Source organism: Rhizorhapis sp., from assembly GCF_035276005.1.
Taxonomy (GTDB): Bacteria; Pseudomonadota; Alphaproteobacteria; order Sphingomonadales; family Sphingomonadaceae; genus Rhizorhapis.
The window spans coordinates 48,668-65,793 of the sequence record NZ_DATEMB010000011.1; the positions used below are offsets into that span (position 1 = coordinate 48,668).

The following is a 17,126-nucleotide window of genomic DNA, read 5'->3' on the forward strand; positions in this document are numbered from 1 at the left end:
CTTTCCCTAAGGTCAAACCTGTCAGGGTTCCGCGCAGCCCGCCGCCTCGCCGCCGGTTTCGCAGGCCGGCATCCACAGATCGTCATTGCCGGCGCCCGTTACGGGCTCATCGATCAGCGGTGGATAACCGAAGGGTTCGAAGTCCTTCAATTCCACCACCATGGTCGGGAAAAGGTCCGACCCGGTGCCGCTTTCGCCCGCCTCCAGGGGTTCCAGGATCTCGTCATGAGGCGGTGGGCTAAGGCCGTCGTCGACAAAGGTGACGGGCCCGCAAAGCGATGGATTGGCGATAAAACAGCCGTTAATCGTTGAGCGAGGATCGTAACTCCCGTCCGTCGTGGCCAGCGGGATCACATCCGCGCCTGTTATGAAGCTGCCCCCTCCCACCAGACGGCCATTGATGGCGATACGTGCCGTGTCGCTGGCCGTGGTGATGTCCAAGGTGTTGGCGGTAAAGCCACGTCTGTCGGATACCGCATCCGATGCGCCGAGATTCTGCACATAAAGACCGTTTACCACGTCAAAGCTGATCGTGCCGGCCCTCAACGCCCCTTCATCCAGGATTATCCCGTCATTCAGGGAAAGCCGCTGATTAATGGCTCCGATACCGGCGGCTCCTGCTACATCGGCTATGGCGGCGGCTGTTGCGACGATCACATCATCCGAGGCCAGCCGCAGCGTTCCGGTAAGCGCGCCATTGGCATTGCGCATGTCGACACTGCCTTGACCAGCTATGACTTCAAGTGCGTCGCCCGCACTGATGTCGAACAGGTTCCCGGCATTGAAATCGTTAAGCGTGACAGCGCCAATGACCCGCAACTTGCCCGGAGTGGAGATTGACAGGATGCCGCTGGGGCCGAGATTGCCGCCGCTGCCCGCACCTAACGTGAAGCTGTCGACGATCACGTCCGGGGCTCTGGAAGACCCCACGGAGGCGGTGCTTTGAGAGGCAAGTTGCGGACCGGTTATGCTGATCAGGTTCGAGAATAGTTGCAGGATTTCGGCTGCTGACAAGCTGTAACCGCTGCTATTGCCGGTCCCGCCGATATAGGTCCGGCGGCTGTCGTCATTGTTCGTCAGTTCCAGCGTCACTGTGCCTGACCGGGAACCGATCTGCCCTCCCGATCCGATAATGAGATCGTTTGAGGCAATGGCGATGTTGGTGCCGCTAAGCAGTCCGTCGACCGTAACGGCGCCCATGGCATTGATGTCAATGACCGGAGCCGTAACAGTCGTGACCTTCACGTCGCCAAGGCTGGTGTAATAAAAACCGGATGAAGCGTTGGCGGCGGGTCCAAAGCCTGTGCCGGTCAAACTGCCGGAAATGGCCAATCCGCCCCCGGAACCGGCCGTGTCGCTGACTTCCATGCGGCCGGAACGAATGGTGGTGCCTGTGCCGCTGACGTTGAAGCTCAGATTTCCCACGCTGCGCGCACCTGTGGGAGCGGCCGTGCCGCCGTTGCTGAACCGCGTAGTGCCGCCAGTCCCGTTGCCAACCGTCCCGGCGAGGCCGCTGCCTGCCGCGCCTGCCGCGCCGCCAATGCCCTGCGCTTCCAGGGACAAGGTGGGGAAGTCATAGCTCGCACCCTGCGCGTCGAACGCCGCTGAACCGCCCGTGCCGTCGCCGCCGGACCCCGCATTGCCAAAGCCGAAGCTGTCGCCGCCGGCGCCGCCTTCGCCACTGGCGAGAATTTCCAGGGAAGTTGCAGTGACGCTGGCGCCGGCATTCAGGGCAACAGCCGCTGTGCCGCCAAATCCATTGCCTCCCGATGTCGCATCGCTGTCTGACACCTGATCCGTGTCCCCGCCAAGGCCATAGGCGTGGACGAAAATGTCTCCCGCATTCAGCGTGCCGCTGGCTACCATCAGTTGCGACGTTCCGCCTGTGCCATTTCCGCCAGCGGCCATGAGGTTGCCGGGGCTGCTCGGCGATCTTGCGAAGCCGCCGGTGCCCAGTGTCGAAAGGGCGAGCATGCCCGTGACATCCGCAAATCCGCCATTGACGTTGAAGGTGGCCGTCCCGCCAAACCCGTCGCCTGCGGTAAAGGCGGTGGCGCCGGTGCTTTCCCCGCCCTCTCCGCCCAGACCGACCGCGCCAAGCATGATCGATTGTGCACTCAGCAGACCACCCAGCACATCGGCACGGACAGAGCCGCCCCTGCCGGTGCCGCCATTGCCACTGCCGAAATAATCGCCGGGAATGGGCAAGCCATAGCCATCGGCGTGGACGTCGAGATTGCCGAAGGTCATCGCGGCGCTGTTGGCGGTGCCCGGCAATAGCTGAAGCAGGACCGTGCCGCCGGTCCCATCACCCGCCATGCCGCCGGTCATCTCATACCCGCCAAAGCCATCGGCCGATAGGAACAAGTCGCCGTCCGATGCGAATATTCCGTCCTGGGCCGTCATCGTGATCGTGCCGCCGATGCCTCTTCCGCCGACAAAGCCCTGGCCGCCCCTTGCATTGGCGGAGATATCGCAAGTTCCGTTCGCGCAGCCGGTGAGAGCGAACTGGCCCAGTCCGCTTACCGCGATATTGACCGTGCCCCCCGTGGCGTTTCCGGAAGTGCCGCTGGTATCGGCATCGCCGCCGCTGGCCTCAGCGTTGATGAACATTGTACCTGAGCTGAGGGTGCCGCCATTGACGCTGATCTCAGCATTTCCGCCTGTGGCGTTGCCGCCGTTGAGAGAGGTGATGGAGGTCGAGAATTGCTGCCCTGCCGACACATCCATTTGGATGTCGCTGGTGGTGATGCTGCCGCCGGTCATGGCGATGCGAACCGTGCCGCCGCTCGCGGTTCCTGAGCTGAGACCGCCAAGGCCCGCCCTCGCGGTCGAGAACAGCTCTATGTTTCCCGCCGAGATGCTGCCGCCATTGGTGCGGATTTCAGCGGTGCCGCCGGTTGCGCTGCCGCCGGTTCCTCCGGCGGTGAAATTGTCGAGGCCCACAGCGCTGGCGCCGACCGTCAAGGCGCCGCCGACGGTGACCTGGCCCGAACCATCGGCATAGAGGGCCGCGATTCCGCCGATGGCGCCAAGCCCTGCATCGAGCGACAGGTTGGCATCGGCATCAATGGTTTCGCCATTGTCGGCGCCGACGGTGATCGACGTTGCCGCCTTGAAGTTCGCGTTCTGATTGAAGGTGACGGTTCCCGAAGGCACCGGATTGATCGTGATCGACCCTGTTGCACGACCATCTACGGCAGAAACGAAGCCGGTGTCGCTCACATTACCGATGGAAATATTGGCTGCTGCGCTGGTGCTGCTATTGGGCGTGCCCAGCGACTGCCCAGAGAGGATGTCGTGCCCGGCGGACAATATGACCGCACTGTCCTGCGTCGCGGCGACCGCTGCGGGAGTATAGCCGAAATCCCCCGAAAGAAGCATGGTAAGTGCGCTGTTCTTCGGCACAGCCGCAAGGAAGGCGCGCTGCGGCCCGGCGTCGGGCGTCAGGTTGGTCGTGCCAGTATGGACCACACCATTGGCGTCGTCGGTGCCGGTGGTGATGGCGATGTCGAAAAGGCCGCTATTGATCGTGATCGTCGCTGCCTCCGCACCCACATAGGCGACAGAGCCGTTGACGTTGACCGTACCGAATTGCTGTATCGAGGGGGCGACGAGGGCGACATAGCTTCCCGGCGCACTGACATTGATCTGCGCGCCAGGCTGGATGGTGACGTGCGAAGAGCTGTTGGGCGTCCCGGTGAAATTGATGCTCCCGCTGGAGCCAAAACCAGCTGTGTCGTCGATGTCGCTGCTGGTCAGGACAAGTGAGCCGACGTCGAAAACGGCCGTCGGTCCTGCGATGATGCCGCCGGGCGAATAGAACCACACATTGCCGACAGGGAAATTATTGGCGCCAAGCTGCGTCGTCACAGTTCCGTTGAAGGCGACCGGGCGGCTTGTCACGGGATTGCCGCTGCCGTCGACCGGCAGGATACGGTTCAATACGGTATAGCCCGAAAGCCCGGCAGAAGAATTGTCCACATAAAGGACCGAATTGGTTGTCGGCAGGAAATCGATGGTGCCGGTGCCGCCGGTATCGGTTGGTGTCCAGTCGATGACCACCTCGCTCGTATCCACCGTAATGGTATCGCTGGTCGCGCCCTGGACGATGGAGGCCGAGCCGGAGCCGGAGACGACAGCGCCGGTGCCCTGGAAACCGCTTGCTCCGGCCTGCGGGACCTGCGCCGCCGCGGCGAGCACGATGGCAATAAGGGCGCATCCCTGAAGCAGCGGTGTTTTGAGGCGAGGGGCGTTGTGAATGCTGGACTTCATCATCACTGCCTCCACGGAACAAGCTTGGTGGTCAGGGACAGCAGCAGCCGGGGGTCGCCCCTTCGGTTGAGGAAACCCGCGCGCTCCATCGGAACGGCGAGGGTCAGGTCCACCCGAGCGTGATTGCCCCAGGCCCCCCGAATGCCGGCGCCCGCCGAAAAAAGCTTCTGCGGGTCAAGGCCCACAAAGGCGCTGTCTTCATTCCAGAGCCAGCCGCCGTCGAAAAACAGGAAAGGCTGCACCGCAATCGCGTTCGCGCCCTTCGGCATGATGCTGCCATAGTGGACCTCCGCTTGAAAGCCGACGCCACTGTCGCCAATGATCGTGCCGGGATCATAGCCGCGCCCGAAGCTGTAATTGCCCGCCGACATCTCCTCATAGCTGAGCAGCGGGTCGGAACTGTACTGGAAGCGGGGCGAAAGGCTGAAGGTGATCTTGGGTATTGGACGGAATTCGCCATATGCCGCCGCCCTCAAGACCAGCGCCGTGGGGTCTGCCTCCAGCTTGCTGATGCGGTCGCCGCTATTGCTGGCGCCGAAAATGGAGAGGCCATGGCGTGCTTCCACCGATCCGCCCAAGCGCCAGCGCGGTTCGGCGCCGCTATAGCCGATCGTGCTGCCCAGACTGGCGCGGTCGATCATGTCATAGTCGACACGGGCATAGAGGACGCGCAGCTTGTCCTCGCTCAGCGTCACCGCACCGAAATCCACTTTCTGATCGACCAGCTCGAAACCGACCGTGCCGAGCAAATTCTGCGACTGCCTGCGGATCAGGGGATAGCTGGCGGCAAGGCTCGCGATCAATGTGGCCGAATCAAGGTCGATGCCGATGTCTGGCCGGGTCCAGGCATAGGTGAAGTCGCCTGCCAAGCGCAGGCCGTCATGGCCGATGGCGAAGCTGTGGCCGGCTTGTAGCACCGTCTGCTCCGAAATTTCGGCGGTGTTGAACAGGCTGAGCGTCGTCATGTCGCCAAGCCCGGTCAGATCATTGATCTGCACCCGCGCCAGCCCGCCCCAGCGGCCGGTGTCCCGTGATCCGTAATTCTGAATATTGGCATCGACCTGGAATTGCTGGCGGGTGACGCGAACCTCGCCGATGACTTCGCCCGGCGCGGCATTGGCGGGACGCAGGGTCAGCCGCACATCATAGCCGGGAAGATCCCCGGCAAGCAGCAAATGACGCTCCGCCTCATATATGTTGAAGAGCGGCCGGTCCTTGATCGCTTCCAGATGGGCCGCGATCAGTTCCTCGCTCCGCCCCGCATCGCCCCGCACCTGAACAGCGACGAGCTTTGCAAGCAGCACGTCGAAACGGACCGTGCCGCCCTTTTCGATCCGCTGCGGGGGAACCTGAACGGCAGCCAGATAGCCTTCGCGGCGCAAGATCGTCGCCGCATTGTCCCGGATCTCGCATAGCTCGGCGATGGGCATGTCACGGCCAACATGGCCTTCCCAGGCGGGGCGGAGCAACTCGGGCGAGAGGCCCTGCAGTCCTTCGAATTGAACGGCGGAAATCGAAACGGTCAGATTGGCATATTGCGGGTCCGCGAGGGGGCAGGGCGCGCGCTCCACATCGCCCTCCACCGTGAGCCGCGTGGGGCGCTGCGGTTCAGTGACGGGAGCACGGCCGCGTTCGATTTCTTCACGGGTCGGCGCACCGGTTGTCTGCGCCATAAGATTGGCGGGCAGCAGCGCTGAGCCCATCAGAACAAATGCCAACGCCCGGCCAAAGCCCATCTTCCGTCCCCTTGTTGCCCGCCGCATTTTTGCGGCCGGACCTATGCCCCCGAATCCTCCCGCGAAAGGAGGATGATAATTGATCTTTGCAATCAGTTTTCGACTTTGGAGTTACCGCTTCCGTACGGTCTTTTCTATTTCCCGCCTGCTATCAGCGATGCCCCTCTGGTGCAAGCAAGGAGGCTGAATTCCATTGCTTTTTCATGCGCAAAGTCTTGATGCACCTACCCCTCTGGCGCGGGCTGCGGATCGGGCAACGCGACCGTGTCCACCAGAAGGTTGAGCTGCGCATCGCATTTGCGGCTGATCAGCATGGAGGCCATGCTCTCCAGGCCCTCGTCAGTGGCGTTCATGATCGAAAAGGCGATCTTCACCGGTCTTTGAAGCCCCGGCCAGCTTAAAGTGTAGCTGCTTCCCTCCGTCACCGGCAACGCCGCTGGCCAGGTCGCGCGAAACTGTCCCTTTTCAAAGGGAATGGCCGCGCTCTTGCCGCTCTTCTCGTCGCGGGCGGTGACCGTCAGCGCCTGGGTAAGATCAGGCCGCCAAAGCTGCACATTATTGGTGTCCGCTATGCAGACGTTGGAGCTTTGGCTGATGTCGACATACCAAAGATTGGGGCTGCGCGGCATCCGGCCTTCGTCCGCTCCACCACGTACGGCCCCCGTTCGGGCCCGCCGGACTCGCTGCGTTCCAAGAAGCCCGGAAAGGCTGTTGCGCGTGTCGCTGACACCGGAAGAGGCGGCGCTTGTATTGAAGCGCCCCGGCCCTTTCAATGTACGCGTGCCGCGTCCGTCAAGGATGGTCAGCACGTCGCCTGCCTGCAAGGTCAGGACGCTGTTGTCCGCTATCTTCCTGCCCGGAGGATAGCTGCCCGCCGAGGGGCCGCCCGACCTTACGACGATGGTTTCGGCAAGCGCAGCGGGGACAGTTAGCACGGCCATCGCCATTGCCGCGGATTTGAAGGCGTTGATGCGGAACTTCCTAGTCAAGAACATATTCCCCTCCAGCCCCGCCATTTTCCAGGCGGTATAGCAGATTGGCGAGGGCAGCGTCATTGCTATGCCTGCCGGCATAGGCCGAAAGGGCTGCAACGGCGCTACCCCTATTGGTTGATAACTGATTCACCATGTCCCGTATGTGATGCAGGTCACTTGTGTCGAGATCGGGTCTGGGTTCAAAAATGTCGACGGGCGTCGCTCGGCCGCGAAGCACGACCCGCCCCATCGGCCGCCACCAATCGAGCCCTGAACGTTCCGCCGCCTCCCGGCTTGCGATGACGCAGGAGCCGAGCTGCTTGTTGGCGGCCTCCAGCCGGGCGGCGGTGTTCATGCTGTCGCCCAGCGCGGTGTACTGGATGCGGCCCTCTCCGCCGAAATTGCCGACAATCGCTTCGCCATAGTGCAGGCCGACCCGGGTGCGGCCAATCGGGGGAACGCCCTCGGGAATGTCCTGGCGGAAGGCTTCGCCCGCCTGCCACATGGCATAGGCGGCCCTTGCCGCGCGCTCCCCGTCATCGGAGCGGGAGATCGGTGCCCCCCAGAAAGCCACGACGGCATCGCCAACAAATTTGTCGATTGTGCCGCCATATTCCAGCACGACATCGCTCAGCATGTCGAGGTAACGATTGAGGAGGCTTGCCACCATTTCAGGCGGAATGGCGTGGGATAATTTGGTGAAGCCTTCAAGATCGGTGAACACTACGAAGATATTGCGCTTTTCCCCATGCAGGGCGAGGCGGTCGGGATCTTCCAATATTTCCTGCGCTATGTCGCGGGGCAGATATTTGCCAAGCGCTGCCTGAGCGAATTTCCGCTGTTCCGACCCCACCGCCCGCGCCGCCGAACCGGCCGAGACATAGGCGATAAACCAGCCCAGCGCCCAGCCGCTGCCCGGCAGGAACTGCGTGTCGGTGCCATGGGCCTGGAGATAGAAGGGAAGGGCAATGAAAAAGGCGAGCTGGACGAGTATCAGCGGGGCAATTTTCCAGTTCTTTCCTTCGATGAGGCTGGTCAAGATGCCCGCCACGGCCACCAGAATGGCGGCGGTCCATAGCGCCCAGGGCGAGGTCTGATTGGGGCGGTAGCCGTCAAGATATTGGGCAAGGATATTGGCATGGACCTCCAGGCCGATCATCCGTTCGCCGGTGATGGCTGTCATTGGGGTTTCGAACTGGTCGAGATCGACAATATCGCCCCCGATGAGCACATGGCGGCCCCGTACCTGATCGGCGAAGGCGGCGGCCGTATCCGGATTGGCGAACAGATCGATCGGGAAGGAGGCGATAACGGGGCGGTCCTGCGATAGTGGCAGGCGGTAACGGATGGAACCCGTATAGTCCTGAAACCCTCCACCATTTTCCGCCATGGCGAGCGCCAGCAACGGCGGCAGGTGAGCAGGCTGCACTGGCCAGCTCCTCGCGACGCCGTCCCCGTCTACCTCCAGCCTGATGCTCGCAGCCTTGACGCCGGTGCCCTTGAGGCGGCGCATGAACCCGTCGAGGAACTGCTGCTGGCGATATTCGATATTGCCCGCATTGGTGGCGATATCGGCATAGGCGAGGAAGGTCGGCGTCTTCATCGCTGCGAAAGCGGATAGCAGTTGCTGGTCCTCATCCTGCGGCTGATCGATGAGAATATCGATACCAATGGCTTTCGCACCCATGGCATCGATATTCGCGAGCGCCCGCGCCAAGGTCGCCCGGTCGAGCGGTGATCGTTTCTTCGTTTCGATGAGGGTGTCGTCGGTATAGACGATCATCACGATCCGGTCGTCCTGCTCGACATGCGGAGCCGTTGCCGTCATGCGCAGGTCGTAGAAGGCGCGCTCCGCCTGGCCGACAAGCGGCAGATACCAGCTATAGCGCGCCACCAGCACGCCCAGCAGAACGAACAGCAAGGTTCCCGCAAGCCGGACAGTGCCGATATTGCGCAGCAGCTTGTCTGGCTGAGCGAGGAAGGATTTCACCGCGAAAGCAGGGGACGCGCGCCGTCGCCTACAATCGCAAACCCTGACCAGTAAAAGGGATGCGAGGTTTCCGCACTGTCCATCAGCGGCACCTGCGCCTTTTGCAGTGCTGTCCCGATGCTGTCCGCCGTCCCCTGGCCGAAGAGGCCGCCGATCAGCCGTTCCGTGGCATTATAATCGTCCGGCGCTGGCCAGTGGCTTGCGATGATTGCCCGGCCGCCTGCGCCGATGAAAGCGCGCACCAGACCATCAAGCGCGGTTCCGCCGCCGGTGCCAAGGCCCGCCGCACGCGTTGCTTCCTTGCTGGCCTGGCCCGCAGTGTCGCAGGCGGAGAGGATGACGAGATCGGCATCCAGCTTCAGGTCGAAGATTTCGGCAAAGTTCAGCAAGCCATCGGAATTGCCTGTGCCGAAGGAAGTGAGCAGTGCTGGCCGTGCCGGGCATCCGCTGCGTGGCGGCGTGACAAGGCCATGGGTGGCGAAATGCAATACGCGATAGTCGCGAAGGTCGCTCCGCGCCATGATCGCGCTGTCGGTGAAGGCAGTGCCAGTCACTATTTCGGTGCCGGAGGGTCCCAATATGCTGGCGGCTTGGCGAAGTTCTGTTGCGGCAATGGGCCGGTTCCATTCATCCAGCGGCCATTGGCATTGCTCATCCGGCGCACCGGCCGCGGACCGGGTAAGGGCGGCAGTCGTGACCTTTGCGACCGGCGCATTCTGTCCCAGCCCCAAATAGCTCCGCGTGCCCCGCGAAGAACTGGCAAGGCGTGCGTCGCGAAAACCGCGCACCGAAAGCGCGGTGCTGATCGCCCGGCCACGGCCAAGCCATTTTATGCCGCGAAAATCGAACTCATCCGCATTAGGGTCCTCGAGACGCTGCAGATAGGCATCCACGCCCGCCTGCTCGGTCACAAGCAGGTTCGCCGGCAGGCGCAGCATCGCTCCGTCAGGCTCGAAGATCAGGTGCGTCACGGCTTCAAGCCGCTCGCCGACTGGCCCGAACAGGTCAAGATAGATAGAGCGGGCCAGCTCCACGTCAAAAGGATAGGTCGTCTGCACGCCGCCAACGACGGTGGAGATTGTCTCCCGCAGCGCATTGACCTTGCGCTCCAGTTCCGTGCTGGAAATGGGAAGGCGATAGCCGGTCGCGCCTGCGCCATCGGCATAGACCGCGAACAGCGCATTGCCCGCCCGCACCATCTTCAGATAGGCTTCGCCCGGCTTCAGCGCGGAGCGGAGTTCGTCCAATGTAACCGCCTCGCGCGATACGGCGCGATACTGCGGATAGGCCGCAAGGGCCGCCTGCGTCTCCACCTGCTGCCTGCCGAGATCCTCGATCTCGTTTCGCGCAGCCTCGATGAGCGGCGCTGCGCTCGCATCCTGTTGCCCGGTCTGGATGAGCTGGGCCAACTCGATGCGCCGGCGCTCAATGTCGCGCGAAAGGGAAACCGATTGCCGGAAGAGGCGTGCGGCCTCCCCGTCGCCTGCCTGCAGTTCGCGCGACAGAACTTCCATCGTGTCGGCGGCCCCCGGACGAACAAGAAGCTGGCTTGCGAGGAACAGGCTGCCGCTGCTCTCGGGATGAGCTGGAATGTCAGCGGCGAGCAGTTCGAAATAGGGTTGGAGCTGGTTGGCAAGGCCAGTGACGCTGGCGCGATTGGCGGCGGTGCTGCCTACGATCTCGCGATAAAGGGCCAACGCCTCGTCCTTGCGCTGCCGCCGAACGAGGAAAGCGGCCAGACGCGCCCGCGCCCCGTTCATCGCTGCGGTTTCAGGATATTGCGTCGACAGCAGCTTCAATGCTTCCCGGAGCATGTTTTCGGCCGCTCCGGCATTGCCCTCCGCCTCATGGGTCAGTGCCATTTCCGCCAGCAACTGGGCGCGAAGACGCGTGATCGAAGTCACCCGTCCGCTGCGAATGACCATGGCATCCGAAAGAGCCTTCTCCAGCATCGCCCGCGCCTCGCGCGGCTGGCCCTTCAGGCGCAGCAATGTACCCCTGAGCTGGCTTGCCTGAGCGTCGATGATTGCCGCCCGTTCATTCGGGGTAAGGCGTGTATCCTGGGAGACGCCCAGCGCCGTCGCACCGGTGGCACTGCTGTTGATCTCTGCTGCCAGTTGCGGACTGAGTTCGATTGTATCGCTCGAGGCTAGCCTATTAACGCCTGTGGGCAGAACCGACCGGTCCAGAATAGCTGCGGCTTCGCCATATTCGCGCTGGTTAAGCTTGTGCATCGCTTGGAAATTGCGGCGCAGGCGAAGCTGGACCCGGTCCCGCGTGGCGATTTTCCCCGCCTGGGCAAAGAGCGCATCGGCCTGGCCGAATTCGCTCAGATTGGAAAGCTGAAGTGCCCGGTTGACAAGATATTCATGCTGACGCGCTTCCCGCTCGGCGGGTGAGAGTTTCGCTGCGTCACTCTCGTCAAATTGCTCCTGCAAGCTGTCGAAAAATTCGGCGGCTTCGGCATAATTGCCGCTATTGTTGCGGCGATAGCCTTCCGCCAACGATGTCTCCGGGTCCAATGTTCCCGCCTGAAGGCGTGCAAAAGCCGCCGGATCGTCGGTTCCACTGATGGCGATGGCGATCTGTCCATCGACAGGTTTGTCCGCCACGATGGTGCGGAGCGCCAGTTGCAAGGCGCTGTCATAGCTGGCAAGGCCCTGGGCGACATAGGTCACCTTGCCTGCATGATATTGGTGGATCACATAGCCAAGCCTTGCGGCTGTCAACTGACATTGGCGAGACGTGACCGCGCCAACATCCGCGACCTGTACATTTGCCGGGGCGCCGCAGCTTAGATCCTGGCGGCGGGCGGCGGCCAATCTCGCCTCCAGCCCGCCCCCACCATCGCGCAGGGCGTAAAGCTGGCCGACTGGCTGGGCCGCGTCGCGGCAGACCAGCGTCCAGGCCCGGTCGAACATGCCTTGGACTGCCGGATCGGTAGCGCGGCTTTGGGCCTGACACAGCGCGCCTCCGCCGCTGCCCAGGCGGAAGCTGTCCGCCAGGCTGGGCCTTAATTCCTGCGCTGGCAGCGTTCCGCTGCTAAAGGCGGTGGCAGCCATCAAGACTGGAAAAATCAGGCGCAATCGCACAAATGTCCCCCCATCGCTGCGGACGTCCGCCCTTACGGCGTCCTCATATTTCTTTTATCCAGCGACCCATGTGGTGCTACAATTTCGACGCTTTGCGGGCAAGACCTTAGATACTGAACTTGCAAAAGAAAGACAGCGGAAGGGGGGCCGGCGATTTGCTGTTTTGAAACGCCCCGCGTTGAAGGGTAAAGAGCAGGTTCATCCGTTCCATGTCACTAAACGGGCGCATCCCGGCCTGTTTTTTCGCAAAGGTGCCCCAATGAAGAAGATCCTGAGTTTCGCCGCGACTGCAGGAATGCTGGTTTCCGCTCCGGCCTTTGCTCATCCCAAATTGGTCAACGCCACGCCCGCGGCAAATGCGACGGTGAAATCCACCGGGAGCATAGAGCTGCAATTCAATGAAAAGCTGGTTCCGGCCTTCTCCGGCGCTGACGTGGTGATGACCGGAATGCCGGGAACGCCCAATCACGGCCGGATGAAGATGGGTGCCAAGAGCAGCGTTTCGAAGGACGGCAAGACTCTCCTGATCGTTCTGGCAAAGCCTCTTCCCCGCGGTGACTATCGCGTAAATTGGCGTGTCGTGGCGGACGATACGCATCGGATCACGGGCACGCACACCTTCAAGGTGCGTTGACGCATGGAGGATCCGGCCAGCGTCGGCATCAGATTTCTGCTCTATCTGGACCTGATGCTGCTGTTCGGATTGTCCATGTTTGGCCTTTACGGCCTTCATGGGCCGGAACGCTCCGACCGTTCGATATTGAAGCTGCGCTTTGGCCTTGTCCTCTTGGCGGTGCTGGGGATTTTTCTGTCGGCCGTTGCGCTGTTTTTGCTCACTGCCTCAATGGCGGGCCTTCCGCTTACAGAGGTTGATGCCGAATCGGTGACGATGCTTCTCTCTGGAACCAGCGCGGGGGCTGCCTGGACAGCGCGGGTTGTGGCGCTGGCGATCGCCTTCCTTTTACCCTTGCTGGTCTGGCGGCGGCCATTTTCAGCGCTGACGGGCACTAGCGCAGCCGGGGCCACCGCGCTTGGCACATTAGCCTGGACGGGGCATGGCGCTGCGGGTGAGGGGGCGGGCGCTTGGCTCCATCTGATCGCGGACATCGCCCATCTGTTCGCCTCCGGCATTTGGCTAGGCGCATTGGCGGCTCTCGGCATGCTGGCCTTCAGGCGCGGCACGGATCTTGCCCATGCGGAGCTCACCCGCCGCGCGTTGGAGGATTTTTCGCCGCTGGGGAGCTGGGCGGTTGCCATATTGGTAATAACCGGGCTGGTGAACAGTTGGTTTCTGATCGGAATCTCCAATATCGGCCAGATGGTCTCTGCCCTTTACGGCCAACTGCTTGCCGCCAAGCTTGTCCTGTTTTTAGCCATGCTTGGGCTTGCGGCCTTGAACCGCTTCCGCCTGACGCCTGGGGCGGAACTCGCCATTCGCCGAAGAGACATTTCGGCTGCCGTCGCAGCATTGCGGTGCAGTTTGCTGGCGGAGACTAGTCTTGCGGTGCTGATCCTCGCTCTTGTGGCCTGGCTTGGCATGCTTTCGCCCCCAGCAGCGGGACCCTAAAAATCGGGGACGGTAGCCCAAGGGACTGTTCGGCGGCCAGCAGAAAAGCTAAGCTTTCCGCATGTCCATCACTGAACCCGTATTTGACGACCTGATTATGCCCTTGGTGGCCTTCCGCCACGATCTGCATGCCCATCCGGAGCTTGGATTTGAAGAACACCGCACCGCCGCCCGGATTGCGGCAGCGCTGCGGGATATCGAGGGAATGGACGTTTTCACCGGCATAGGCGGAACGGGCCTTGTCGCTGTGCTGAAGGCGGGGAGTTCGGACCGGTCCATTGGCCTGCGGGCCGACATGGACGCGCTGCCGATCCAGGAGGAGACGGGCCTGTCCTATGCGAGCTGTACGCCCGGAATCTTCCATGGCTGCGGGCATGACGGGCATGTAGCGATGCTGCTGGGAGCCGCGCAGCATCTGGCCCGGACGAAGCGATTTGACGGCACCGTCTATTTCATCTTTCAACCCGCCGAAGAGGGGCAGGGCGGTGCCCGGGCAATGATCGAAGCGGGGCTGTTCGACCGCTTTCCGGCTGACGAGGTCTATGCGCTTCACAACTGGCCCGACCTTCCCGCGGGCACGGCGGCCACGCGGCCTGGCCCCATCATGGCGGCGGCCGACAGGTTTGAGATCGTGTTGGAAGGCAAGGGCGGGCATGCCGCAATACCGCATCACACGCCCGACGCCATACTTGCGGCAAGCGATCTGGTGGGTCAGCTCAACACGATCGTTTCCCGCCGCATTGCGCCCACCGACCTCGCGGTGCTGTCAATCACGCAGATCCATGGCGGCCATGCTCATAATGTTCTGCCGCCCTGCGTGTCGGTCAGCGGCACGGTGCGCAGCTTCGACCCCGTGGTGCAGGACGGCATAGAGGCGGCTTTGCGGCAGGTGGCCGAAGGCGTTGCGCTCGCCAGCGGCACGAAGGCCAAAGTGACCTATGACCGCTCCTATCCCGCCACTATCAACGATCCGGATGCCGCGGAAAAGGCGCTCGCGGCGGCAGCCCGCGTCTGCGGCCACGCCCATGTCGCGCCCGCGCCTGCGCTCACGTCGGAAGATTTCGCGTTCATGCTTCACGCGCGGAAGGGCGCCTATTCCTGGTTGGGCCAGGGACAGGAGGGCAAGGGCGCGCCGCTGCACCATCCGCGCTATGACTTCAACGATGACGTGCTTGCCACAGGGATGAACTGGCATGTGGCGCTGGCGGAACAACTGCTTTCGGCTTGACTGAAAAGTCGACGGCACACCAGATAAAGCTGACCGTTCAGCTCAGCCAAATCTTCCCGCGCGGGCCATTGAGGACCAGATTGATGCTGTGCCTGTCACTGCCGAGCACTGGCGTCTGTACTCCCAGTTTCCTGAATATAGCGCCCAGTTCCGCCGGCCGCGGATGCGTGACGACGAAGGAGTCGATGCTGGCCCCCTTGGGCGAGCTTTCCGACGGGTGGGGCGATGAATCCAGCCAGTCGATGAAGAAAGGCAGGTCATCGTCGAGCGGCGTGCCGGAGACGGTCAGCAATTCCCAGTTTACTGCACCGCCATCGGGACGGACCCGGCCCATGGCGTGCGGCCCGCTGAAGCCATAGCCTTGCGCGGCGATGGCGCCGCGCAGCAGGGCGAAGCGATCCCGGCTTCGCAGAGCATGGCTGACGATGTGGGGCTTGCCGTCTGCTATCAGCTTTTCCCATGGGCCGCCGATGCCGGCGCGTGAGGGCGACAATATCTCGAAATAGGATCCGCCGCCCAGGCTGATGAGCGCATTGTGACTTTGCGCGCGGCCTGGCGCCTTGCCGCCGGAGACAGGTTCGATGCCGGTGAGGTCGGCAATGACCCTGATCCCTTCGTCCAGGTCAGGCACTGCCCATACGATATGGTCGAGCGGCAGGACCGGCGCTGCAGCCGCAGCCTTGGCAAGCGAGGAGCCGCCCAGCAATCCCGCCCCCAGGCCCAGCCCAACGATGCGCGACATATCGCGCCGCGAAAAATGCGTCATGATCTTCCTTTCTTAATGGTCCGTATAGTCGAGCGCTGGCTTCCGATCGCCGATCAGCGAGACATATTTGAAATCGGGGCCACGCCGTTCGTGGAATTCGGCCTTGGCGGCGGTGATCTCAGCGGGGCTCAGGAACAGTTCGGCGGCGGTCAGCGCCATCGTCTTCGCCGCCACCAGCGCGCCCTTTTCACCGATGGGAGTGCCGCTTGCCGCCGCAGCCTGCCAGCTATGAGGCATGGTTCCGCGCACAAAGCTGGCGGTGAACAACGTGGCGGTGGGCGTCACCCAGCTGACATCGCCGACATCCGATGACCCGGAATCCTTGCGTTCGGGGCCCATCGGATCGATTTGAGAGGGGTTGCTTTCCTTGATCCCAAGATTGGGATAGGTCCCCAGTATTTGCCGGGCGAAAGCCGCTTCCTCCGGCGAGTACGCATAGCCGCCCACTCGCTCCAGGTTCCGCTGGACTATCCCGTTCAACTTGTAGTTGGGCAGCGTGCCGTAGGTCCCCGAAACGATCTCTACATCCACCTTCGTACCGGTGGCGAGCGCCGCGCCCTCCGCCGCCTTGACGACCCGTTCCCAAATGTCCTTCACCACGGCAGTGTCGTAATGACGGACATAATAGAAGCTCTCGGCGTTGGCTGGTACGATGTTGGGCTGGCCGCCGCCCTTGGTAATGACATAATGAATACGCGCTTCCTGCGGGATGTGTTCGCGCATGAAGTTGGTCGCAACGTCCATCACCTCCACGCCGTCGAGCGCGGAACGGCCGCGTTCGGGCGCGGCGGCGGCGTGGGACGCGACGCCCTGGAACCGGAATTTCCCGGAGATCATCGCCAGGAACCGGCTAGGGGTCGCGTTGTTGCGATCGGCAGGATGCCAGGTCAGCGTCAGGTCGACATCCTTGAAAAACCCGTCGCGGGCCAGGTAAACCTTAGAAAAGCCGCCCTCTTCGGCCGGGGTCCCGTACAGGCGGATGGTGCCGGACACGCCGTTTTTCTGCAGCCACTGCTTGACAGCGATCGCCGCCGTCACCGACGCCGCACCGAGCAGATTATGCCCGCAGGCATGGCCCACATTTTTCCCCTCGACCGGACTTTCATAGGGAACCGCCGCCTGCGCGATCCCGGGCAAGGCGTCATATTCGGCCAGGAGGGCAATGACCGGCCCGCCCGACCCCGCCTCGGCGATGAAGGCCGTCGGCATGCCATCGACACCGGGTGTCACACGGAAGCCCGCCGCCTTCAGTTCCTGCTGCAGGAGTGCGCTGCTCTTTGTTTCCTTGAAACCGATTTCGGCCAGCGACCAGACATCTCGTGACATTTTGCCGAGCTTGGGTTCGAGCGCGGAGATGATCGGCAGGACGGTGGCCGCCCGCAGTTGGGCCGCTTCACTGGCAACGGCGGCTTGCGCACTGGGGGAAACTGGCTCCTGCGCCAGCACCGGACTGGTCAGTCCTGCCAACAGCAGCGCTAGAATGGAAGTTCCTGGATGG

Annotated in this window: 10 protein-coding genes; 3 read left to right on the forward strand and 7 right to left on the reverse strand. The window is 62.6% G+C overall.

The genetic code is table 11. The features are described from left to right. Window positions 1-21 precede the first annotated feature (21 nt). The 5 genes from VJS46_RS03665 to VJS46_RS03685 form a co-directional block, all read right to left on the reverse strand. Complete coding sequence (locus VJS46_RS03665; RefSeq protein WP_324057989.1) at window positions 22-4,278, reverse strand: hypothetical protein; 4,257 nt, start codon at window positions 4,276-4,278, stop codon at window positions 22-24. After that, window positions 4,278-6,011 (reverse strand): ShlB/FhaC/HecB family hemolysin secretion/activation protein, encoded by a 1,734-nt coding sequence (locus VJS46_RS03670; RefSeq protein WP_324057990.1) that lies wholly within the window; start codon window positions 6,009-6,011, stop codon window positions 4,278-4,280. Before VJS46_RS03670 ends, VJS46_RS03665 begins: the two co-directional genes overlap by 1 nt. 224 nt (window positions 6,012-6,235) lie before the next feature. Then, window positions 6,236-7,006 (reverse strand): hypothetical protein, encoded by a 771-nt coding sequence (locus tag VJS46_RS03675; RefSeq protein WP_324057991.1) that lies wholly within the window; start codon window positions 7,004-7,006, stop codon window positions 6,236-6,238. Beyond that, window positions 6,993-8,975 (reverse strand): adenylate/guanylate cyclase domain-containing protein, encoded by a 1,983-nt coding sequence (locus tag VJS46_RS03680; protein WP_324057992.1) that lies wholly within the window; start codon window positions 8,973-8,975, stop codon window positions 6,993-6,995. Before VJS46_RS03680 ends, VJS46_RS03675 begins: the two co-directional genes overlap by 14 nt. Continuing rightward, on the reverse strand, window positions 8,972-12,037 hold the full coding sequence (locus VJS46_RS03685) for a CHAT domain-containing protein (RefSeq protein WP_324057993.1): 3,066 nt from the start codon (window positions 12,035-12,037) through the stop codon (window positions 8,972-8,974). Before VJS46_RS03685 ends, VJS46_RS03680 begins: the two co-directional genes overlap by 4 nt. 289 nt (window positions 12,038-12,326) lie before the next feature. On the opposite strand from VJS46_RS03685, the gene copC reads away from it, so the two are divergent. From copC to VJS46_RS03700, 3 genes are all read left to right on the forward strand, one after another. Then, entirely contained in the window at window positions 12,327-12,701 is a 375-nt protein-coding gene (gene copC, locus VJS46_RS03690; RefSeq protein ID WP_324057994.1) for a copper homeostasis periplasmic binding protein CopC, read from the forward strand. Window positions 12,702-12,704: 3 nt separating this feature from the next. Continuing rightward, window positions 12,705-13,634, forward strand: coding sequence for a copper homeostasis membrane protein CopD (copD, locus tag VJS46_RS03695; RefSeq protein ID WP_324057995.1), 930 nt, complete (start codon window positions 12,705-12,707; stop codon window positions 13,632-13,634). A 97-nt stretch (window positions 13,635-13,731) separates the two neighbouring features. Then, entirely contained in the window at window positions 13,732-14,862 is a 1,131-nt protein-coding gene (locus tag VJS46_RS03700) for a M20 aminoacylase family protein (RefSeq protein ID WP_324057996.1), read from the forward strand. 37 nt (window positions 14,863-14,899) lie between these two features. On the opposite strand, the gene VJS46_RS03705 is transcribed toward VJS46_RS03700, so the two are convergent. Next, window positions 14,900-15,628, reverse strand: a complete 729-nt coding sequence (locus tag VJS46_RS03705) for a VOC family protein (protein WP_324057997.1) — start codon at window positions 15,626-15,628, stop codon at window positions 14,900-14,902. Between the two features lie 12 nt (window positions 15,629-15,640). Continuing rightward, entirely contained in the window at window positions 15,641-17,086 is a 1,446-nt protein-coding gene (locus tag VJS46_RS03710; RefSeq protein ID WP_414707963.1) for an amidohydrolase, read from the reverse strand. Window positions 17,087-17,126: the final 40 nt, after the last annotated feature.